At 57.8% G+C, this 20,595-nt stretch carries 16 protein-coding genes; 8 read left to right on the top strand and 8 right to left on the bottom strand.

What is annotated here, in order from left to right:
- Nucleotides 1-47: 47 nt before the first annotated feature.
- Nucleotides 48-911 (bottom strand): N-acetylmuramic acid 6-phosphate etherase, encoded by an 864-nt coding sequence (locus tag IM314_RS17315; RefSeq protein ID WP_193358744.1) that lies wholly within the window; start codon nt 909-911, stop codon nt 48-50.
- 165 nt (nt 912-1,076) lie between these two features.
- Here IM314_RS17315 and IM314_RS17310 point away from each other — a divergent pair, with 165 nt between their 5' ends.
- Both IM314_RS17310 and dcuR read left to right on the top strand, forming a co-directional pair.
- Complete coding sequence (locus IM314_RS17310; RefSeq protein ID WP_193358745.1) at nt 1,077-2,693, top strand: sensor histidine kinase; 1,617 nt, start codon at nt 1,077-1,079, stop codon at nt 2,691-2,693.
- On the top strand, nt 2,690-3,409 hold the full coding sequence (gene dcuR / locus IM314_RS17305) for a two-component system response regulator DcuR (RefSeq protein ID WP_028013719.1): 720 nt from the start codon (nt 2,690-2,692) through the stop codon (nt 3,407-3,409). The genes IM314_RS17310 and dcuR overlap by 4 nt, the downstream gene beginning before the upstream one ends.
- On the opposite strand, the gene IM314_RS17300 is transcribed toward dcuR, so the two are convergent.
- Complete coding sequence (locus IM314_RS17300) at nt 3,390-4,352, bottom strand: FAD:protein FMN transferase (protein WP_193358746.1); 963 nt, start codon at nt 4,350-4,352, stop codon at nt 3,390-3,392. The genes dcuR and IM314_RS17300 overlap by 20 nt on opposite strands.
- 58 nt (nt 4,353-4,410) lie before the next feature.
- Complete coding sequence (locus IM314_RS17295; protein WP_193358747.1) at nt 4,411-7,191, bottom strand: flavocytochrome c; 2,781 nt, start codon at nt 7,189-7,191, stop codon at nt 4,411-4,413.
- Between the two features lie 610 nt (nt 7,192-7,801).
- Between IM314_RS17295 and IM314_RS17290 the strand changes: the two genes are divergently transcribed.
- Nucleotides 7,802-9,310 (top strand): anion permease, encoded by a 1,509-nt coding sequence (locus IM314_RS17290; RefSeq protein ID WP_023325580.1) that lies wholly within the window; start codon nt 7,802-7,804, stop codon nt 9,308-9,310.
- Nucleotides 9,311-9,363: 53 nt separating this feature from the next.
- Nucleotides 9,364-11,013 carry a class I fumarate hydratase FumA gene (fumA, locus tag IM314_RS17285; RefSeq protein ID WP_193358748.1) on the top strand — a complete coding sequence of 550 codons (1,650 nt, stop codon included), beginning with the start codon at nt 9,364-9,366 and terminating at the stop codon, nt 11,011-11,013.
- Here fumA and IM314_RS17280 read toward each other — a convergent pair.
- Nucleotides 11,002-11,895, bottom strand: a complete 894-nt coding sequence (locus IM314_RS17280; protein ID WP_193358749.1) for a LysR family transcriptional regulator — start codon at nt 11,893-11,895, stop codon at nt 11,002-11,004. The two genes, fumA and IM314_RS17280, sit on opposite strands and share 12 nt — an antisense overlap.
- 106 nt (nt 11,896-12,001) lie before the next feature.
- Here IM314_RS17280 and IM314_RS17275 point away from each other — a divergent pair, with 106 nt between their 5' ends.
- The 3 genes from IM314_RS17275 to IM314_RS17265 all read left to right on the top strand — a co-directional run bounded on the left by IM314_RS17275 (nt 12,002) and on the right by IM314_RS17265 (nt 15,679).
- Nucleotides 12,002-13,300 carry a serine hydrolase gene (locus IM314_RS17275; RefSeq protein WP_193358750.1) on the top strand — a complete coding sequence of 433 codons (1,299 nt, stop codon included), beginning with the start codon at nt 12,002-12,004 and terminating at the stop codon, nt 13,298-13,300.
- A gap of 280 nt (nt 13,301-13,580) precedes the next feature.
- A complete protein-coding gene (locus IM314_RS17270) occupies nt 13,581-14,894 on the top strand; it encodes an MFS transporter (RefSeq protein WP_193358751.1) in 1,314 nt (437 codons plus the stop codon).
- On the top strand, nt 14,891-15,679 hold the full coding sequence (locus tag IM314_RS17265) for a substrate-binding domain-containing protein (protein WP_193358752.1): 789 nt from the start codon (nt 14,891-14,893) through the stop codon (nt 15,677-15,679). Before IM314_RS17270 ends, IM314_RS17265 begins: the two co-directional genes overlap by 4 nt.
- Here IM314_RS17265 and IM314_RS17260 read toward each other — a convergent pair.
- The 3 genes from IM314_RS17260 to IM314_RS17250 all read right to left on the bottom strand — a co-directional run bounded on the left by IM314_RS17260 (nt 15,654) and on the right by IM314_RS17250 (nt 18,316).
- The gene (locus tag IM314_RS17260) at nt 15,654-16,553 is read right to left on the bottom strand and encodes a LysR family transcriptional regulator (protein WP_028013727.1); all 900 of its coding nucleotides are present in this window, start codon (nt 16,551-16,553) and stop codon (nt 15,654-15,656) included. The genes IM314_RS17265 and IM314_RS17260 overlap by 26 nt on opposite strands.
- A 90-nt stretch (nt 16,554-16,643) precedes the next feature.
- Nucleotides 16,644-18,173: a cryptochrome/photolyase family protein gene (locus IM314_RS17255; RefSeq protein ID WP_193358753.1), complete on the bottom strand. Its 1,530-nt coding sequence runs from the start codon at nt 18,171-18,173 to the stop codon at nt 16,644-16,646.
- The gene (locus IM314_RS17250; RefSeq protein WP_072001212.1) at nt 18,170-18,316 is read right to left on the bottom strand and encodes a DUF2256 domain-containing protein; all 147 of its coding nucleotides are present in this window, start codon (nt 18,314-18,316) and stop codon (nt 18,170-18,172) included. The genes IM314_RS17255 and IM314_RS17250 overlap by 4 nt, the downstream gene beginning before the upstream one ends.
- A gap of 189 nt (nt 18,317-18,505) precedes the next feature.
- On the opposite strand from IM314_RS17250, the gene mtfA reads away from it, so the two are divergent.
- Nucleotides 18,506-19,303, top strand: a complete 798-nt coding sequence (gene mtfA / locus IM314_RS17245; protein WP_193358754.1) for a DgsA anti-repressor MtfA — start codon at nt 18,506-18,508, stop codon at nt 19,301-19,303.
- On the opposite strand, the gene IM314_RS17240 is transcribed toward mtfA, so the two are convergent.
- Complete coding sequence (locus tag IM314_RS17240; protein ID WP_193358755.1) at nt 19,300-20,511, bottom strand: MFS transporter; 1,212 nt, start codon at nt 20,509-20,511, stop codon at nt 19,300-19,302. The genes mtfA and IM314_RS17240 overlap by 4 nt on opposite strands.
- Between the last annotated feature and the right edge of the window lie 84 nt (nt 20,512-20,595).

The raw sequence follows: 20,595 nt of genomic DNA, 5'->3' as shown, positions 1-20,595 counted from the left end.
TACTAAAGCCCGCATTTGCGGGCTTTTTTGTTTCAAGGGACACTATTTTACGGCGCTTCCTGCAGCGCCACGCGGATAAACCCGTTATTCTGCACCAGCAGCTCATGGGCTTTCCACGCATCAAGGCCTGTCAGCACCATCAATACCGCGGTTTTACAGTGATGGTTACAGCTCTCCAGCGCGGCCTTTGCCTGCGCCCGGGTGCATCCCCCCGCCTCCATCACGATGGCGATCTGCCGTTCGGCCCATTTGGTACTGCTTGCCTCAAGATCCACGCGCAGGTTGCTGTAAACGCGCCCGGTGCGAACGGCCAGCGCGGTGGTAATCATCGAGAGGATCATTTTTTGCGCGATCCCCGCCCTGGTATTGCGATACCCGGCAACCACATCAGCCCCAAGCTCTGGGGCAATTACCATGCTTGCCAGCTGTGCTGCTTCACTTTGTGCATCACCGGTGATGACCGCAACCGGCGCTCCCAACGACCACGCATGCCGCATTGCCCCCCAGACCCACGGCGTTTTTCCGCTGACGGTCACGGCAAGCATCATATCGTGTTCATCAAATTTAATGGCCTGCAGGTCAGCCACCCCGCGCTCGTAGCCCCCATCCCCCTCTTCTGCCGTCACGGCAATTACCGGCGTTTTACCCGGCGCATACTCATCTGCAGCCTGTTGTGCGATGCAGCCTGACGGGCCCGCGCCGACAATCACCAGACGGCCGCCGTGGTTGAGCGCCGAGGCGGCGTTATCCACCGCGCGGGCGATTGTCGTTAAGCAGGGGGTTATAGCAGCAGAAATGCGTGCATCTTCCTCGTGGATAACCTTCAGCATGTCCAGCGTGGACAATCTATCTATATTCATCGTGCTGGCGTGCCGTCTTTCCTTGACTGAACCGGTAAGCGTAATGCTCATAAACAGCCTCCTTATTATGAGTACCCACACACTATAAAGTGTTTTATATAGATGACCTGCGAGTGGGGTCACGAAAAGAAGAGTAAATCGACGCTTTTACATGGCTTTAAGAAAAGCCCATCATCAGCGATAATCACTCCCTTTCTTAATCATCGCGGAGTGTTGATGAGCGATTTGCAGCCTTTCCCTCTGACGCGCAAGCGCCCCATGAAACTGTACACGCTGGTCACGTTGATGGTGTCCGCGATTATCGCCTCGGTGTTGCTGGTAGTTTTTGCGCTCTATTCCGTGCAGATCACCCGGGCGACCCGCGATGATGTAAAAGATACCGCTCTGGGCATCGCCCGCACGCTGGCCGACAGCCCGGAAATCCAGCGCGGCCTGATGCAGTCGCCGCAGGCCGACATCATTCAGCCCATCGCCAAAGCCGTCACCCAACGCAACGATCTGCTGCTTACCGTGGTGACCGACATGCGGGGGATTCGCTACTCGCACCCGAACGAGGCGCTCATCGGCCTGCATTTTATCGGCAACGATCTGGAACCCGCGCTGGAAGGCAAAGAGAATGTCTCGGTTAACCGCGGCGCCCTCGCCGAGGCGCTTCGCGTTTTCACGCCGGTCTATGACAGCCAACACGATCAGATCGGGGTCGTCGTGGTCGGGATCTCCCTCAAAAAGGTGGAAGACCAGATAGCCCGCGGGCGGCTCAACGCGCTCTGGACGATTCTGTTCAGCATCTTTATGAGTTCGATGGCGATTTGGGGTCTGGTACGGGTCCTGAAACACATCCTGTTCGGGCTAGAACCCTATGAAATCTCCGCCCTGTTCGAACAGCGCCAGGCGATGCTGCAGTCGCTTCGCGAAGGGGTGCTGGCCGTCGATATTCACGGCCGCGTGACGATGATTAACCACGCTGCCAGAGAGATATTACTTCTCCCCTCCGGCAAGCAGACCGAAAACACCAGCGAGCCGCTGCTGGCAAGCCTGCGTGAGGTATCGAAAACCGGGATTGCGCGTCAGGATCAGGAGATTAGCTGCAACGGACGACTGCTGCTCTGCAACATGGTGCCGGTCAAAAGCCAGAATCGGGTGATCGGGGCTATCAGCACCTTCCGCGATAAAACGGAAATCAGCCAGCTGATGCAGCGTATTGATGGCATGGTCAACTACGTCGACGCCCTGCGCAGCCACACGCACGAGTTTATGAATAAACTGCATGTGATCCTCGGCCTGCTGCACATGAAGCGTTACGACAAGCTGGAGGAGTACATCATCCAGACGGCGCATAATTACCAGACGGACATTGGCACGATCCAGAGCAAGGTAAAGTCCCCGGTCGTTGCCGGGTTCCTGCTGGGTAAAATCAACCGGGCGAAAGAGGCCGGCGTCACCCTGACGCTGGCGGATGAAAGCCTGATACCGGATACCGGCAGTGAAGAGCAGGTTGCGGTGCTGATCACCGCGCTGGGTAACTTAATCGAAAACGCGCTCGACGCGATGGCAGGACAGCAGGAAGGCGAGATTGGCCTGCTGCTGCATTATCAGAATGGCTGGCTCAGCTGCGAAGTCAGCGACGACGGCCCCGGCATTGATCCCACTCAGCTGGAGGCTATTTTTACTAAGGGGTTCTCAACAAAAGGTGAAAACCGCGGCGTTGGGCTGTTCCTTGCTCGCCAGCAGATCCAGAACCTGGGCGGCGATATTACCGTCGAGTCTGAGCCTGGCGTATTTACCCAATTTTTTGTTCACATCCCCTGGGATAGCGAGAGGAATATCGCGTGATAAATGTATTAATTGTCGATGATGACGCCATGGTAGCCGACCTCAACCGTCTGTACGTCAACCGTGTTGAAGGCTTCAGCTGCTGCGGCGTCGCCTCCACGCTCAATCAGGCCAGGGCCTTTATCAATAACCCCAGCCAGCCTGTCGATCTGGTGCTGCTGGACGTCTACATGCAGCAGGATAACGGGCTGGATCTGCTGCCCGATATTCGCGCGTCAGGCCGCCCGATTGATGTGATTATGATCTCCTCGGCCGCCGATGCCGCCACGATCCAGACCTCCATCCACTACGGCGTGGTGGATTATCTGATAAAGCCGTTCCAGTTCCCGCGCTTTGAAGAGGCGCTGAACGGCTGGAAGGCAAAACACAGCCTGATGGGCTCGCACCAGTATTACGAGCAGGCGGACGTCGACAGGCTGATCCACGGCGGCGCGCCGGAGCTGGCGGACACTAAAAAATTGCCGAAGGGGTTAACGCCGCAAACGCTGCGCACGATTTGCCAGTGGATTGATGGCCACCCGGAGACGGAATTTTCCACCGACGATCTGGCTAACGCAGTCAATATCTCCCGCGTCTCCTGCCGTAAATACCTGATTTGGCTTGCGCAGATCAACATTCTGTTCACCAGCATTCACTACGGCGCCACCGGGCGTCCGGTGTACCGCTACCGCTTACAGCCGGAACAGATCGGGCTGCTCAAACAGTACTGCCAATAACGCGGTAGCTCTCGTCCAGAAGGGTAAAACGGAAGTGGTGCATCGAGGAGATCACCACTTCTTTTGTTTTGGTCACAAAGATAGCTTCAATATCAGGGCGCGCACGCAGGGCGGCACAGCCCTTTTCTACCCCCATGCCGTACATCAGCGTGGTCCAGATGTCGCCGTCAATGGAGTCTTTTGAAATGATAGTGACGCTCTCCAGCTCGTTGTCGAGCGGATACCCGGTGCGCGGATCGAGAATATGGTGATAGCGCTTGCCGTTCTGCTCGAAGTAGCGCTCGTACGTTCCCGAGGTCACCACGGAGAGGTTCTCCACCGTCATCGCACCGATCAGCGCGTCACCGGCAAACGGTTTTTTTAGCCCCACGCTCCAGCCACCTTCCGGCGAGCCTAACGTCTGGATGTTTCCGCCGAGGTTGATCAGCCCCAGCTCAGCGCCCTCTTTGCGCAGGTAGTCCCGCACCCGGTCGGCGATATAGCCTTTGGCGATGGCCCCCAGATCAATCTCCATCCCCGATCTGGTCAGAAACACGCTGGTCTGCGCCTCATCAAGGATGACCTCCTCGGGCCGGGTTATCGCCAGCAGGGACGCAATGTCATCGGCAGGCGGAACGCTGTCTCCCTGAAAGCCAATCTTCCAGCGCTTCACCAGCGGGCCGATCGCCAGGTTAAACGCGCTGTCTTTTAGCAGGCTTGCCGCTTTGGCACAGCGGATCAGTTCAAACACCGGATGACTGACGGCAACCGGATGCTGGCCCGCCGCATGGTTGATGTCCATCACCTGGGAATGCGCCCGGTTAACGGTGAGGAGATCTTCGTACTGTTTGATCAGGCGGAAAACGCGGGACGCGAGGGCTTCGTCATGGTAGAAGAGCTTCAGGAGAATGGGCGAGCCCATCAGAACGGCGGAGTAGCTGTAAACGCGATGGCTATCAGGCATTGCATGTGTCCTCAGATGTAGCCCCGGCAGGCACCGCGCCGCCGGGGAGACAGGAGCCTTACGTTCTTTTTGAGCGCATCGCCGCCTGATGTCCTGCAAGGGTACCAAAAATAATGATATCCGCCACCGCGTTACCGCCGATACGGTTGCCGCCGTGGATCCCCCCGACCACTTCACCCGCCGCAAACGCCCCCGGCAGTACGTTGTGGTTGCTGTCCAGCACGCAGGTTTCGGTGTTGATGGTCACGCCGCCCATGGTGTGGTGCACGCCTGGCGCAATCTGAATAGCGTAGAAAGGCCCTTCGTTGATGGGCGCACGCAGCGCGGTGGTACGACCAAAATCGTCATCGTGCTGTTTTTCAACGAAACCGTTGTAACGTTCCAGGGTCGCGAGGAAAGCGTGGTGATCCATACCGAGCGCTTCCGCCAGCGCTTTTGGCGAGCTGGCGCTGGTCACGAAGCCTTTCGCAATGTACTCATCCGCGGCTTTGTTTTTGGCACGTACGTGCTCGTCAAAGACGATGTACGCGTATTTCTCCGGCAGCGCGATGATTGACGCCGAGACTTTATCGCGGGTCGACATTTCGTTGTAGAAGCGCTCCCCTTTCTGGTTGACCAGAATCGCCCCGCCCCCGCGGATGGATTCGGAAATCAGGTACGAGGTGTTCTGCTCAACGGTTGGGTGAATTTGGATTTCGCCCATATCCACGGTGCCCGCCCCGATGCGCTCCAGCAGTGCGATACCGCCGCCGGTTGCCCCTTTGTGGTTGGTGGTGACGAACCCTTCCAGATCCGGACGGTATTTAACGACCATCTGGCTGTTGGCGCTGAAGCCGCCCGTCGCCACGATCACGCTTTTCGCTGCCACGGTGACGGTTTCATTCTCTTCGGTGGTCAGGCGCACGCCGGTGACTTCACCGTTTTCGAAGAGAATGTCGCTGACGGAGGTATCCAGCATCACCTCGATGTTGCGTTTGTTGACGTTACGCACCAGGCCGCTGATCAGGTAGCCCCCCACCGCAGAGCCGTCTTTTGGACGGTGAGTACGGTCGATGCTCATCCCACCGGTGGTGGTGATGTCGTTCAGCATGATGCCGCGCGTTGCCAGCCACTCGATCGCCTGCGGCGCGTTCTCGACAAAGCGGCGCAGCAGTTCAGGGTTGTTCTTGTTGCCGCCGCCTTTCAGGCTTTCCTGGTAGAACAGCTCTTTGCTGTCCTTAATGCCCTTCACGCGCTGGAAGCGGGTTTCGGCGGCATTCATACCGGCAGAGGCTTTAATGGTGTTCCCGCCGATGGTTGGCATTTTCTCAACAATCAGCACGCTCGCGCCTTCATCGTGAGCCTGAATCGCCGCCGCCAGACCGGCGCCGCCGCTACCGACAACAACCACGTCCACGCTGCGGGTTTCGTTCGGGTCAACGCCCTCTTCCGCTGCCAGCGCTTTGCTGGATTTCAGCATCGCTTTAGAGACCGCTTTCTTCACCGCTTCACTCTGGCTGGTGGCACCGGTGATGGCATCCACGTGCGGGGTATTGGCGTCAAGAATGCGGGTACGGATCTCTTCAAAGCTGGTGACGAACTCAATATCTTCGCTCGGGCCAGAGGCCAGCTCGATGTCCGCAATGCGGTCAGTCTCCAGACTGACGTTAATCACCAGCTCGTTCGCGTCGTCCTGCACCTTCTCGGTGAACATGCCCGGTTTGAATTTCGATTCGCCCATGCTCATGTCGCGGATCATCGCTTCCACCAGCGAGAAGCGCCACAGCGGTTCAGGAATGCTCAGTTCCTCGCGTTTGGTGCTGTCCATAAACAGCTCAAGGTTTTCACCCGCCGCGATGCGGTCGGTCCAGTCCGGGTAGGCAATAGTGGCGCGGCCAACGGCAATCAGGTCGTAACCGTGTTCCAGCGCTTCATTCACGTCTGACGCATTCACCACGCCGCCCACGCCCATCACCGGAACCTGCGCCAGCGTTTCAGAACGCATCGCGCAGTATTTTTCGATCAGCGGCGTCGGGTCCTGGGTGTCGACAATGGACGGACGCAGAGTCGCGCCGACGGAGAAGTGCAGGTAGTCCACGCCGCGCGCCGCCAGTTTCTCCAGCAGGTACATGGTGTCTTCAAAGCGGATGCCCGGCACTTCCAGCTCTTCAGGGGAGAAACGGTAGCCAATAATAAACGCGTCGTCCGCGTACTGGCGCACCATTTTGTGGGTGATGTCCAGCACCGCCAGCGGGAACTTCGCGCGGTTGTCGCGGCTGCCGCCCCACTCGTCGTCGCGCTGGTTAGAGTTTGGAGAGTAGAACTGCTGAATCAGGTAGGTGTTCGCCCCGTGGATTTCCACGCCGTCAAAACCGGCCTGGATGGCGCGGCGCACGGCTTCACCAAACTTGCCGATCATGCCTTCCACTTCTTCGGCGGTCAGGGCAACCGGCGTTGCGGCACCGTCACGCGGCGCGGCTACGGCGCTTGGGCCAACCGGGGTACGGCCACCGATCAGTTTCGGATCAACCATGCGGCCGCCGTGGTAGATCTGCAGCAGGGCCTTAGATCCTTTGGATTTAATGGCCTCGGCGATTTTCGCCAGCCCGGCGATTTTCTCGTCGTTATCAATACCAATTGCGCCCGGGAAGGCGAGGCCGAGATCGTCGACGAAGCAGCACTCCACGATGATGGTGCCAATGCTGCCGGAACGGGCCCGATAGTACTCCACCAGCTCGCTGGTGACGGTGCCGTCATAATAGCCGGTACAGGTGGTCATAGGGGCCATTAACAAACGGTTTTTCAGTTCAGTGCCATTCGGTAATGTGAAGGGGCTAAGAATGCGTTCGTTAGTGCTCATAATAGAAACTCCAAACTTTTAAAAATTGAGAATTCGTTATCGGATTGATTTTTTATTTCGTCGTTTTTTGCCGATGTCATGATATTAATATAATGGTTTTTTTAGTTTCTAAAGTTATTACGTTAGTTAAAAAACTATTTAATCCCTGTGATAACACTAATAATACATTGGTGTTAGCGATTGTCATTGAGGCATTCACAATATTTTAAAATACGTTAAATAAAAAATGGTAAAACCATTTCGCCAAAAACCAAAAACACCCTTTAAAATCAACTGAATAGGCGTTATTAAAATTTCGAATTGTTACAGAAATGATAAAATAAACCCGCAAAAAAGATAATAACCACATACGCCAGAGCGGTTATTAATAAAAGCATAAAAATAACGCTGCAATTCTGTTTTTTTGATCTCGATCAATAGTCATGGCATTTAAAAGCGCAATATAAAAACATCATCATTTTTTAATTTAACGCACACAAAAAAGCGTTAAATCGCTATTACTGAAAATACCAAAACGCACCTTTAATAACTAAAAAAAGCAAAGAAACTTAAGAAAGCAATTTTGACTTTTCAGTGCGACCGAATTTTTGACAACTTAAGACGTGAAACTATGAATACAAAAACTGCTGTAACGCCCCCTGTGGCGAACCAGGCATCAAATGGAAACGCAAAACGTCTGCTGATGATGGCACTGCCCGTCATCGTCGCCGTACTGCTGCTGTTTGTTCCGGTACCGGAAGGGCTGCCGCCTTACGCGTGGCACTACTTCGCCATCTTCGTCGGCGTGATCGTCGGTCTTATCTTCGAACCCCTGCCGGGCGCGGTGATCGGTCTGACCGGCGTGGTCGCCATTGCCCTGTGCAGCCAGTGGGTGCTGTTCAGCCCTGAACAGCTGGCTGACCCGAAATTCAAGCTGGCGGGCGCCTCCTTTAAGTGGGCAGTGAGCGGGTTTGGTAACTCCACCGTCTGGCTGATTTTCGGTGCCTTTATGTTTGCCGCGGGCTATGATAAAACCCGCTTCGGCCGCCGTCTGGCGCTGATTCTGGTGAAGTATCTTGGCCGTCGCAGCCTGACGCTCGGTTACGCGATTACGTTTGCGGACCTGCTGCTGGCACCGTTCACTCCGTCAAATACCGCGCGCAGCGGTGGGACCATCTACCCGATCATCGCTAACCTGCCGCCGCTGTACGGTTCAAAACCGAACGACCCCAGCGCGCGTAAGATTGGTTCGTACCTGATGTGGGTGGCGATCACCGCGGCCTGTATCACCAGCTCAATGTTCCTCTCCGCCCTCGCGCCAAACCTGCTGGCCCTGGCGCTGGTGAAAAGTACGGTTGGGATCGACATTTCCTGGGGGACCTGGTTCCTCGCCTTCCTGCCGCTGGGCATCCTGCTGATCCTGACCATGCCGCTGCTGGCCTACTGGTTCTACCCGCCAGAAGTGAAGGTGAACAACGAAGTGCCGCTGTGGGCGACCCGTGAACTGGAAAAACTGGGCAAACTGTCGCGCAATGAGATCCTTCTGCTAGTGTTCGTATGCTGCGCGCTGCTGATGTGGATCTTCGCCGCCGCGTGGATTGAACCCGCGATGGCAGCCCTGCTTATCGTTGGCCTGATGCTGTGGACCGGCGTGCTGGAGTGGAACGATATCACCGGCAACAAAGCGGCGTGGAACACCTTCGTCTGGTTCGCCACCCTGGTGGCGCTGGCGGATGGCCTCTCCTCTACCGGCTTTATCAGCTGGTTAGGTAAAGAAGGCGGCCTGCTGATGAGCGGTATCTCTCCGGGCGTGGCGACCATCGTCCTGCTGCTGGCGTTCTACCTGCTGCACTACCTGTTTGCCAGCACCACAGCGCACACCACGGCGCTGCTGCCAGCGATGCTGACCATCGCCTCCACCATTCCGGGCATGAATATGGAAGTGTTCGTTCTGCTGATGGTGACCTCGCTGGGCGTCATGGGGATCATCACCCCGTACGGCACTGGCCCAAGCCCGATTTACTACGGTAGCGGCTACCTGCCAACCAAAGACTACTGGCGCCTCGGCACCATCTTCGGTGCCATCTTCCTGGCGGCCCTGCTGCTGATTGGCTACCCGTGGATGTCCATGATGTTCTGATTCCTGACCGCCGGACTTCTCCTCCGGCGGTTTTATTTTTGTGGAGCAATACTATGTCGAATAAACCGTTTTTTTATCAGAACCCCTTCCCTCTTTCGCATGACGACACCGAATACTACCTGCTGACCAACGAGCATGTCTCCATTGCCGAATTCGACGGCCAGGAAGTGCTGAAGGTGGAGCCCGAAGCCCTGACCCTGCTGGCGCAGCAGGCCTTCCACGACGCCGCATTTATGCTGCGTCCTTCCCACCAGAAGCAGGTTGCCGCCATTCTTAACGACCCGGAAGCCAGCGAGAACGATAAGTACGTGGCCCTGCAGTTCCTGCGCAACTCGGAAATTGCGGCGAAAGGCGTGCTGCCAACCTGCCAGGATACCGGCACGGCAATCATTATGGGTAAGAAAGGCCAGCGCGTCTGGACCGGCGGCGGTGACGAAGCGGCCCTGAGCCAGGGCGTGTATAACACCTATATTGAAGATAACCTGCGCTACTCGCAGAATGCGGCGCTGGATATGTATAAAGAAGTGAATACCGGCACCAACCTGCCCGCACAGATTGACCTCTACAGCGTCGACGGGGACGAATACAAATTCCTGTGCATGGCGAAGGGCGGCGGCTCTGCCAACAAAACCTATCTCTACCAGGAAACCAAAGCGCTGATTACCCCGGCGAAGCTGAAAAACTACCTGGTTGAGAAGATGCGTACCCTGGGGACCGCAGCCTGCCCGCCGTACCATATCGCGTTTGTTATCGGCGGCACCTCAGCGGAAGCCACGCTGAAAACCGTGAAGCTCGCCTCCACCCGCTACTACGACGCGCTGCCAACCGAAGGCAACGAGCACGGCCAGGCGTTCCGCGACGTTCAGCTCGAACAGGAACTGCTCCAGGAAGCACAGAACCTCGGCCTCGGCGCGCAGTTTGGCGGTAAATACTTCGCCCACGACATTCGCGTGATCCGCCTGCCGCGCCACGGTGCCTCCTGCCCTATTGGCATGGGGGTTTCCTGCTCCGCAGACCGCAACATCAAAGCGAAAATCAACCGCGATGGGATCTGGATTGAGAAGCTGGAACACAACCCGGGCCAGTATATTCCGGAGTCACTGCGCCAGCAGGGCGAAGGCGACGTGGTCAGCATCAACCTGAACAAGCCGATGAATGAGATCCTGGCGCAGCTTTCCGCGCACCCGGTCTCTACCCGCCTGTCGCTGAACGGAACCATCATCGTGGCGCGCGACATCGCCCACGCGAAGCTGAAAGAGCTGATCGACAACGGTGAAGAACTGCCGCAGTACGTCAAAGATCATCCGATTTACTACGCGGGCCCGGCCAAAACGCCGGAAGGCTACGCGTCTGGCTCACTCGGTCCAACTACCGCAGGGCGCATGGATTCGTATGTGGACTTACTGCAGTCCCACGGCGCGAGCATGATCATGCTGGCGAAAGGCAACCGCAGCAAGCAGGTGACGGACGCCTGCCATAAGCACGGCGGCTTCTACCTGGGCAGCATCGGCGGCCCGGCGGCGGTGCTGGCGCAAAACAGCATCAAGAGCCTGGAGTGCGTTGCCTATCCTGAGCTGGGTATGGAGGCGATCTGGAAAATTGAGGTGGAGAACTTCCCGGCGTTTATTCTGGTGGATGATAAAGGCAACGACTTCTTCCAGCAGATCCAGAACAAACAGTGCAAAAGCTGTTCACAGCGCTGAGTGCTTCCATACGTCCGGCAGGAGCGACAGCGTTTCAGCGATCGTGCTGCGCTTGTCGCTCCCCGGCTTCCAGATGGTGACCATCGTCTGACCAATCCCCTGGCTGCCCACTTCGGTGTGCAGCCTTTTTACGTTTTGCCACTGACCCGCATGAAAATGCGTCGGTAAGAATCCCCAGCCGCAGCCGCGCTCCAGCAGACCGCGCAGCATCTCCGGTTCGTTGGTAAAGAGGGTATGCCCGGAGATCTGCAGGCGGCGCGCCACCGGCTCGTCCGAGGCGGGGTGCATGACGACCTGGGGCACCAGGGAGAGATCGAGCAGCGACAGTGGGGAAGCACTGTCCGCAAACAGCCCGCGGGCGGCATAAAAATCCATATCAATGGCGCCGAGGGCGCGCCACTCCATATCATTGCCCACGCTGCGATTGCGCGCCTGGCAGATGGCCAGATCCGCGTCGTTGTTCGCCAGCAGCCGTTCCGATTCATCCCGCGAGGTGCAGATAAGGCTCAGCCGGATGTTTCGCGCAGCCATTTCAGCAATCACCCCGTGCAGAAAGGCTCTGGGCGTAAAAGGATCGTAGGCCAGCGTCAGGTCCTGCGTGGCACCGTGCGGCACCTCTCTGGCAAACGCCTCAAAGGCTTTTACCTGCCGCATCAGCAGGTGCGCCTGGCGCTGAAGCTGTTCCCCTTCGGGCGTGAGCCGCAGGGTGCGGCCGTCGCGAATAAACAGCGCGTAGCCTAACCCATCCTCAAGAAAATCAACCAGATCGCGAAGCGTCGTGCGGTCCTTCTTCAGCGCCACCGCGGCTTTACTCAGGCTCCCGTTCTCGGCCACGGCGGTAAATGCCTCGAGCTGTGCAAAAGAGTAAATCAGTCCCACCACGCTACGCTCCCTCTGTTTTTTGGGGGGATTTTCCCCCGCTACGCGTTTTTTATTATAGCCCCGGGGTTTTTAAACTAAAGCCGTTCCTAACCTGTAAGAGACGGATATGAAAAACAGAAAAGTAAACCATGCCCTGCTGGCGGGCCTTGTCTTCAGCACCCTGATCTCCCCTGCGGCAGTGGCGGCCTGTAAAGGCACCGACCTCAGCGCCTGTCCAGCCCCCTTCGACACCGCGCTGCCGGACACCCATAAGATGCTCACCTGGAGTCAGGCCGATCGCGTGGTGGGCTTTCGCAATGACTATCGCAACTACGCCGGGGATCGTTTCCGCCACGGTAACGCCGTGCCGCTGGAAATGTCGGACAAGCCGCTCACGGACGCACACTATCAGGTCAACGGCAGGCGCTACGGCCTTCAGGAGTACCTCCAGCGCCAGAACGTCAGCGGCATGCTGGTGCTGAAGGACGGCAAAATCGCCTGGAAGTATCTTGGAGAGGGCAATACCGACTCGACGCTCTGGACCTCGCGCTCGGTTGGGAAATCGGTGGTATCGGCGCTGGTGGGCGTGGCCCTCAAAGAGGGAAAAATTCACTCGCTCGACGACCTGGTCACGCGGTATGAACCCGACCTGAAAGGCACCGCGTGGGACGGCGTGACGCTCAGACAGCTGATCACCCATACCTCCGGCGTGGCCTGGAATGAGGATTACACCAACCCCCACTCCGACTTTGCGCAGCTCACCGAGTGCGAGGCGAAGCCGGGTACATATGACTGCGTGCGGAAGCTGGTGAAGGGGTTACGCAGAGCGCATCCGGCCGGAGAGAGCTGGTCTTACTCTTCGGGCGGCGCCTGGCTGCTGGGTGACGTGCTGGAGCGGGCCACCGGCATGACGCTCGCAGCCTATCTGGAGAAAAGCATCTGGCAGCCTTACGGCATGGCGAGCGACGGCGTGTGGCATGCCTACAGCAAAGGCCAGCATGACGTTGGCGCGCACGGCTTTAACGCCACGCTGGAGGACTGGGGACGCTTCGGGCAATTTATCCTGAACAACGGTACGCTGCCGAACGGTAAGACCATCCTGCCGGAAAACTGGATCCGGCAGTCGTCAGACTGGACGAAGGCCAAAGGCTCGGTCTCTGACGCCCATCCCGAGGGGCTGTACGGCTATCAGTGGTGGAACAACGAAGTGCCCGCCAATGCCAAGGGCGTAGAGCCGACGGCACAGGATTCGCTGAAAGGTTCACTCTGGGCGCTGGGCATTTTCGGGCAGATGATTATGGTGAACCCGAAGGAAAATCTGGTCATTGTCCAGTGGTCTACCTGGCCGCAGGCGGAACCGTCCTTCAGCGCCCAGCCGCTGGAGGCCTCTCTGATGTTTAGCGCGATTGCCAGAGCGCTGCGCTAAATGGCCTCCGCCGGGTAACGACGCGGTTACCCGGCTCATTCTGAAACGCGCCTCTGCGCTACATCACAAAATCGCAATATCAGAGGCTTACAGAATATTGGTGAATAAAAAGCCAATATTTTGTTAAGTTATTGTTGCCGTTAATTGTATTTGTTCGCCGGATTATATTCATGCAAGAAACGCATAAGTCGATGCGGCATTTGCGCTTATCTAATTCCTCATCCTGATCCAGTTTTCAGAAACAGACGCGTAAAACGTCAACAATAAACTGGAGATAACCATGTTTTCCTCAACCTCACCTGCAACCGTACGCTCTAAGGCGGGCGCAATACTTCGCGTGACGTCCGGCAACTTTCTTGAGCAATTCGATTTCTTTCTTTTCGGCATCTACGCCACCTACATCGCCCACACGTTCTTCCCGGCGAGCAGTGAATTTGCCTCGCTGATGATGACCTTTGCCGTCTTCGGCGCGGGCTTTTTGATGCGTCCAGTCGGGGCCATTGTGCTGGGGGCTTATATTGACAAGGTGGGTCGCCGCAAAGGGCTGATCGTGACGCTTTCCATCATGGCGGCAGGCACCTTCCTGATCGTGCTGATCCCGTCCTATCAAAGCATCGGGCTTTGGGCACCGTTGCTGGTACTGACGGGCCGTCTGCTGCAGGGCTTTTCCGCCGGTGCGGAGCTTGGAGGCGTCTCGGTCTATCTCGCTGAAATCGCCACGCCGGGCCGCAAAGGGTTCTATACCAGCTGGCAGTCCGGCAGTCAGCAGGTTGCCATTATGGTCGCCGCGGCGATGGGCTTTGCCCTGAACGCGCTGATGGAAGAGAGCGCCATTCGTGAATGGGGCTGGCGCATCCCGTTCCTGTTCGGCTGTTTAATCGTGCCGTTTATCTTTTTCCTGCGCCGCAAGCTGGAGGAGACGGAAGAGTTCAGCGCGCGCCGCCATCATCTTGAGATGCGTCAGGTCTTTAAAACGCTGCTTGGCAACTGGCAGGTGGTGGTCGCGGGCATGCTGATGGTGGCGATGACCACCACCGCGTTCTACCTGATCACCGTCTACGCGCCAACCTTCGGCAAAAAAGTGCTGATGCTGAGCGCCTCGGACAGCCTGCTGGTCACGCTGCTGGTGGCGATCTCTAACTTCATCTGGCTGCCGGTGGGCGGCGCGCTGTCGGACCGCTTCGGGCGTAAACCGGTGCTGATTGCCATGACCCTGCTGGCGCTGGCCAGCAGCTATCCGGCCCTGACGCTGCTGGCTGACGCGCCAAGCTTCTCCATGATGCTGAGCGTCCTGCTGTGGCTCTCCTTCCTGTACGGGCTGTATAACGGGGCGATGATCCCGGCGCTGACGGAAATTATGCCCGCTGAAGTCCGCGTGGCGGGCTTCTCGCTGGCTTACAGCCTCGCAACGGCGGTCTTCGGCGGCTTTACCCCGGTGATGTCCACCGCGCTGATTGAATACACCGGTGACAAAGCCTCGCCGGGCTACTGGATGAGCTTCGCCGCGGTGTGTGCCCTGCTGGCAACCCTCTACCTCTACCGTCGTCGCGCGGTATCGGTGCAAAACACCGTTAAGTCGCAGGGGGCAGCATGACTCGCACTTCTCGTTATGCCGCCACCGCGCTGATGCTGACGTTCCTGAGCGCCAATGCCTGCGCTCAGGAGGTGAAAGTGATGATTTCAGGCGGTTTCAAAGCCGCCCTTGAAAAGCTGGCACCGGAATATGAACGCCAGACCGGCGATACCATCGTGATTATTCCCGGTCCGTCAATGGGCGCTACGCCGCAGGCGATCCCAAACCGGCTCGCGCGCGGCGAGAAAGCCGACGTGGTGATTATGGTGGGCGATGCGCTGGCGAAGCTCGAAAAAACCAGCCAGACCCAGCCGGGTTCGCGAACTGAACTTGCGGACTCCCCCGTCGGAATGGTGGTGAAAAAAGGGGCGGATGTCCCTGATATCAGCAGCGAGGTGACGCTACGTAACGCGCTGCTTCAGGCCAGCTCCATCGCCTACTCAGACAGCGCCAGCGGCAGGTATGTCAGCCAGACGTTGTTCAAGAAACTAGGGATTGAAAAGGAGGCGGCAGCTAAAGCAACGATGGTCGAACGCATTCCGGTTGCTTCGGAAGTGGCAAAAGGGAAATACGCCGTGGGCTTCCAGCAGGTGAGCGAGCTGCTGCCGGTTCAGGGCGTCACTTTTATCGGTAAAATCCCGGATAATCTGCAGTACATCACGCGCTTCGCGGGTGCAGTTACCCGTCACGCAGAACATCCTGACGAGGGGAAAGCGCTGCTGACCTATCTCGCCTCACCGCCCTCACGCGCCGTCATCGAGAAGACGGGGATGATCCCCGTTACGTCCGGCGATACCGCTCGGTGATCTCTTTTTCCAGTTCAGCCGCGATATAAGACTGGATGCGCCCCCGGCGCCGGATAAGCCCCACGGTGCGTTTCACTTCCGGCGCCACCAGCGGCAGATGCGTCAGCGGCGTGTACTCTGACGTCGGCATCGACATGGCGGGAACGGCGGCAATGCCGATCCCCGCCTCTACCATACCGAGCATCGTGGTGACGTGGCGCGTTTCGCAGACGCTGGGGCGCTCGGGAATGATATCCCCCAGCATCCGATCCAGCAGGTTGCGGTTCCCCGACGTTTTATCGAGGGAGATATAGTCCTGCTGGTAAAACGCCTGCCAGGTCAGGTGGCTCTTCTGCGCCAGCGGGTGGTCCTTTCTGCACGCCACAACGTAGACATCCTCCACCAGCGGGAAAAATTCAATTTCAGACGGCAAGTTTCCCGCAAAGCAGATGCCAAAATCCGCCTGGCTTCGGGCCACGGCGTCAATCACATTCCCCGCGCTGCTGTCGATGAGCTTAATGCGAACGCGCGGAAAGCGGGACTGAAAGCGACGGATCACATCAGGCATAAAGTAACAGGCGGCGGAAGGTACCGCGGCGACCGTAATCAGCCCCGTCCGCTCTTCACTGGCCTTATCGACATCCGCCAGCATTGATTCTACGTTGTCGAGCAGCTGTGCTGAGCGTTCAGCAAAGTTTTGCCCGTATAGCGTCAGGGCGACGCGGCGGGTGGTTCGGTCAAACAGCCTGGTTCCCAGCGCGGCTTCCAGCTTTTCGATTCTGCGGCTCAGCGCCGACTGGGATATGCAGATTGATTCAGCGGCGACACGGAAGTTACCGTATTCCACTAACGCCCTGAAGGCATAGAGATCGTTAAGGTCGAAATTCACGGGCATAGCGTCTGGATGTCCTTTCAGGGAAAGCAACAAAGTCAAAAATAATAGCGTCTTATTGACCTTCCGCAACCGGCGCGATGTTGAAACAGGTCAGAGGTCGTTGAGATTGAGGCGAATGCGCCCGGCCTGGTCAGCAATCGCCTGCCGTTCCTCTTCCTTCATATCCGCAAGCTGTTTATAGACAATGCCCAGGCGGGGATTGTTACCGAGGCGCGACCGGTTGCGCGCAAAGAAATCCCAGTAGAGGGCATTGAACGGGCACGCCAGCTCTCCGGTGCGCTGGTTGTGCTGGTACCGACATCCCTGACAGTAATTACTCATCTTATGAATGTAGGATGCGCTTGAGACATAGGGCTTACTGGCCAGTAACCCGCCATCGCCAAACTGGCTCATGCCGAGAGTATTGGGCAGTTCCACCCATTCAAACGCATCAATATAGACCCCCAGATACCACTCATGAACCGCCTGGGGTGACAGGCCGCTGAGCAGACTAAAGTTCCCGATCACCATCAGGCGCTGGATATGGTGGGCGTAAGCCTCGGTAAGCGATTGCCCAACGGCATGCGCCAGGCAGCGCATCTGCGTTTTGCCCGTCCAGAACCAGTCCGGCAGCGGGGCGTGCTGCTCCAGGGCATTCAGCTCGCGATAGCCCGGCATTTGCGACCAGTAGATCCCGCGCACGTACTCCCGCCAGCCGAGAATTTGTCGGATAAACCCTTCAACGGCAGGCAGCGGCGCGTGGCCAGAACGCCATGCCTGCCGGGCGGCGGCCACCACTTCCCGGGGATTAAGCATTTTGGTATTCAGCGCAAAAGAAATTAACGAATGAAAAAGAAAAGGTTCCTCCGCGTGCATCGCATCCTGCCAGTTTCCAAACTGCGGGAGCACGTGAGAAATAAACGCATCCAGACTGGCTTTGGCTTCCGAACGGTTGAGCGGCCAGCGAAAATTGTCGGCCTGCGGTTCGCCGAAGGTCTTTACGCCGCAGCGTTGGATCTCTGCCCACAAGGCTGAACGATCGTGGCGGGGGCGCGAGTCACCCGGTGCGGGCGGCTCGCCGGACCAGCGCCTGCGGTTTTCAGCATCATAATTCCATTTCCCCCCTTCCGGCTCGCCTTCAGAGGTCAAGAGAATCCCGTGCCGACGGCGAATTTCCCGATAAAAGTATTCCATTCGCCAGCTTTTACGCGACGTAAAAAACGCGCTTACCGCGTCCCGGGGGGTGAAAAAATGCTCGCTGCTGACGCAGGCTGTTTCGACGGACGCTGTTTTCGCCCACGCCTGCAGCTGCGCATCAAGACGCCATTCGTCGGGCTCCTGCCACAACACCCTTCCGGCGCTGTAATGCGTAACAAGCGCGTTGAGATTCTCTTCCAGCGCGCCGCGGTTTGAACCGTCAGAGAGCCGGACATACCTCACCCGATGCCCCTTCTCTTTCAACGCTGAGGCAAACGCGCGCATGGCCGCGAAGATAGCGATAACTTTCTGGGCATGATGCAGCACGTATGCGGTTTCCGCCCGCAGCTCCAGCATCACGTAAATGACGTTTGGGTTGCCGGTATCAAACCAGCTGTGATGCGGATTAAGCTGATCGCCCAGGATTAGACGCAGCTCGGTCAACGGTGGCTCCTGCGACAACGCTCAGAACAGTATTTGACCTCATCCCAGCATTTCGCCCATTTTTTGCGCCACGTCATGGGCCGCTGGCAGTGCACACACAGCCGACTGGGCAGGTCCTGCTTGTTGCCTTTGAAATCGCTCATCTTTTCAATACCGTACTGATTTATTCACCCCACCTGCAGATAAAGGCTACGACAGACGTCACAAAATGAAGGTGATGCCTGCAAAGCGCTACCCACCGCTACGTACGAAATGATAGTTTATTCGGGCTGTAAGTGTTGCAATGATAACGTTCCCCTTTGTGTTCAAGTGACGAGTTTGCGAGCAAAGCGATGATTAAGTGGCCCTGGAAAACGAATGAGGCTGGCCGGGATATGGCGCTGCCGTGGGATGACGCGCTGGCGATCCCTGTTCTGGCGAATCTTAAGCCGGATGAACAATCGAAACTGGTTCAGATGGCGGATCGTTTTTTGCAGCAAAAACGCCTGGTGCCGCTGCAGGGGTTCGAGCTGGATCCGATGAAAAACGCCCGCATCGCCCTGCTTTTCTGCCTGCCGGTGCTGGAACTCGGCATTGAGTGGCTGGACGGTTTTCATGAAGTGCTGATTTATCCTGCACCGTTCGTCGTCGATGACGAGTGGGAGGATGATATCGGGCTGGTACACAACCAGCGGGTGGTGCAGTCCGGGCAAAGCTGGCAGCAGGGGCCAATTATCCTCAACTGGCTCGACATTCAGGACTCGTTCGACGCCTCAGGCTTTAATCTGATTATTCACGAGGTGGCGCATAAGCTTGATACCCGCAACGGCGATCGCGCCAGCGGCGTGCCTTTTATTCCGCTACGTGAAGTCGCAGGATGGGAGCACGACCTGCATGCGGCAATGGATAACATCCAGGATGAGATCGATCTGGTGGGCGAAAGCGCGGCCAGCATTGATGCGTATGCAGCAACTGACCCCGCCGAGTGCTTTGCGGTGCTCTCGGAGTACTTCTTCAGCGCCCCCGAACTCTTCGCGCCCCGTTTCCCGGCGCTGTGGCAGCGTTTCAGCCAGTTTTATCAGCAGGATCCGCTCCAGCGCCTGCGGCAAAATGAGGGCGCTGGCGGCCCTTCACCCCACCACGTCCATTAATTTTTTTCGACATGGGTACGCTCGGTTAACCGTACCCCGATGCTCAGCGCTAAAAACAGCGCTGCCATGCCAAAGGCCGCCGTCGTTAAATAGTGTTCGCCGAAAAAGCGCGTCACGACGGGCACCAGCAGCGCGCTGACGCCATAGCCCAGCGTGTGGCTGGTCGCAATAGCGCCCGCCCCCTTCCCCGTGGTCAGGCGATCGTTCAGCAGCAGCTGATAGCCCGGCGTTGCCATTGCCGCGCCGAGCGAAGTGATAGCAATCCCCACGTAGAACAGCGCCAGTTCGGCGATACACATTAGCGCCAGCCCAGCCACCATCAGCACCGCCGCCATGCAAAGCAGGGTCAGCGGGCTGAAATGCTGCGGACGAACCACCAGGAACTGCGCCGCGAGCGTAGCCAGCGCGGCCAGGCTCAGCAGGAGCGCAACATGATGGCTGATATCCCGGGCGTTGCCGTCCAGCAAGGGGCTGAGGTGCGGTGACAGGCCGAGCTGCATCAGGCTCACCAGCGCCGCGAGCAGCATCGCCAGCAGCAGGAACGGCAGCATGGACATCTGCAGACGGGTCGCCTGGTGTGCCACCGGCGGCAGCGGCGGATCCGCCACCTCGCGCAGCACCAGCAGCAGAGCGATTAACGGCGCGATCGCCATCAGCCAGAGCGGCGCGACCGGGTTAACGCTGAGCATCAGCGCCGCCAGCGGAGGCCCCAGCAGGCGGCCGCAGCTGAGGCCGGAACTGATGGTTGCCAGCGCCGCCATGCGTTTATCCAGGCCCGTACGCTGAATGGCCCACGTCTGCGCGGCAGGCACCATGCCCGACACCGTCAGGCCATACAGCAGACGCGAGAGGATCAGCCCCGCCAGCCCCCAGGTGCTTTCCAGCCTCCCTGCCGCCATCGCCCACACCACCAGCGCCATGACGCCAAAGCTGGCGAGATAGCCGCTGAGAGAGGCCACCATAACGACCTTACAGCCGCGGCGCTCGCTCTGGCGTCCCCACCAGGGGGACGCGGGTAAAAAAAGCATGGAGCCGAACATCAGCAGCCCGGCCCAGACCGAGAGTGAAAATCCGGTCAGGGTCACCAGCTGCGGAAGCATGACCAGCAAACCGTTTTGCCCGATGCCCAGCAGGCCCGCGCAGAGCGCCAGGGGCCAGTTGGCTTTGGAGGTGATGCTTTCGGTCAACGTTTCAGAATCAGCGCGCATGAGAATGTGAACATAGTGTCAATAAATGTGTGGAAATTATGAAGTTAATGAAAACAAATATTGCAAAAATAGTTGCGACTGTAA

Source organism: Enterobacter cloacae complex sp. P42RS (assembly GCF_014930595.1).
Taxonomy (GTDB): Bacteria; Pseudomonadota; Gammaproteobacteria; order Enterobacterales; family Enterobacteriaceae; genus Enterobacter; species Enterobacter bugandensis.
Note: the sequence above shows the minus strand (reverse complement) of the source record. Positions and strands in the feature narration are given on the sequence as shown.

Coding starts and splice junctions, on each gene's coding strand:
- IM314_RS17315 (WP_193358744.1), bottom strand. CDS start 911: ATGAGCATTACGCTTACCGGTTCAGTCAAGGAAAGACGGCACGCCAGC.
- IM314_RS17310 (WP_193358745.1), top strand. CDS start 1,077: ATGAGCGATTTGCAGCCTTTCCCTCTGACGCGCAAGCGCCCCATGAAA.
- IM314_RS17300 (WP_193358746.1), bottom strand. CDS start 4,352: ATGCCTGATAGCCATCGCGTTTACAGCTACTCCGCCGTTCTGATGGGC.
- IM314_RS17295 (WP_193358747.1), bottom strand. CDS start 7,191: ATGAGCACTAACGAACGCATTCTTAGCCCCTTCACATTACCGAATGGC.
- IM314_RS17290 (WP_023325580.1), top strand. CDS start 7,802: ATGAATACAAAAACTGCTGTAACGCCCCCTGTGGCGAACCAGGCATCA.
- fumA (WP_193358748.1), top strand. CDS start 9,364: ATGTCGAATAAACCGTTTTTTTATCAGAACCCCTTCCCTCTTTCGCAT.
- IM314_RS17275 (WP_193358750.1), top strand. CDS start 12,002: ATGAAAAACAGAAAAGTAAACCATGCCCTGCTGGCGGGCCTTGTCTTC.
- IM314_RS17270 (WP_193358751.1), top strand. CDS start 13,581: ATGTTTTCCTCAACCTCACCTGCAACCGTACGCTCTAAGGCGGGCGCA.
- IM314_RS17265 (WP_193358752.1), top strand. CDS start 14,891: ATGACTCGCACTTCTCGTTATGCCGCCACCGCGCTGATGCTGACGTTC.
- IM314_RS17260 (WP_028013727.1), bottom strand. CDS start 16,553: ATGCCCGTGAATTTCGACCTTAACGATCTCTATGCCTTCAGGGCGTTA.
- IM314_RS17250 (WP_072001212.1), bottom strand. CDS start 18,316: ATGAGCGATTTCAAAGGCAACAAGCAGGACCTGCCCAGTCGGCTGTGT.
- mtfA (WP_193358754.1), top strand. CDS start 18,506: ATGATTAAGTGGCCCTGGAAAACGAATGAGGCTGGCCGGGATATGGCG.
- IM314_RS17240 (WP_193358755.1), bottom strand. CDS start 20,511: ATGCGCGCTGATTCTGAAACGTTGACCGAAAGCATCACCTCCAAAGCC.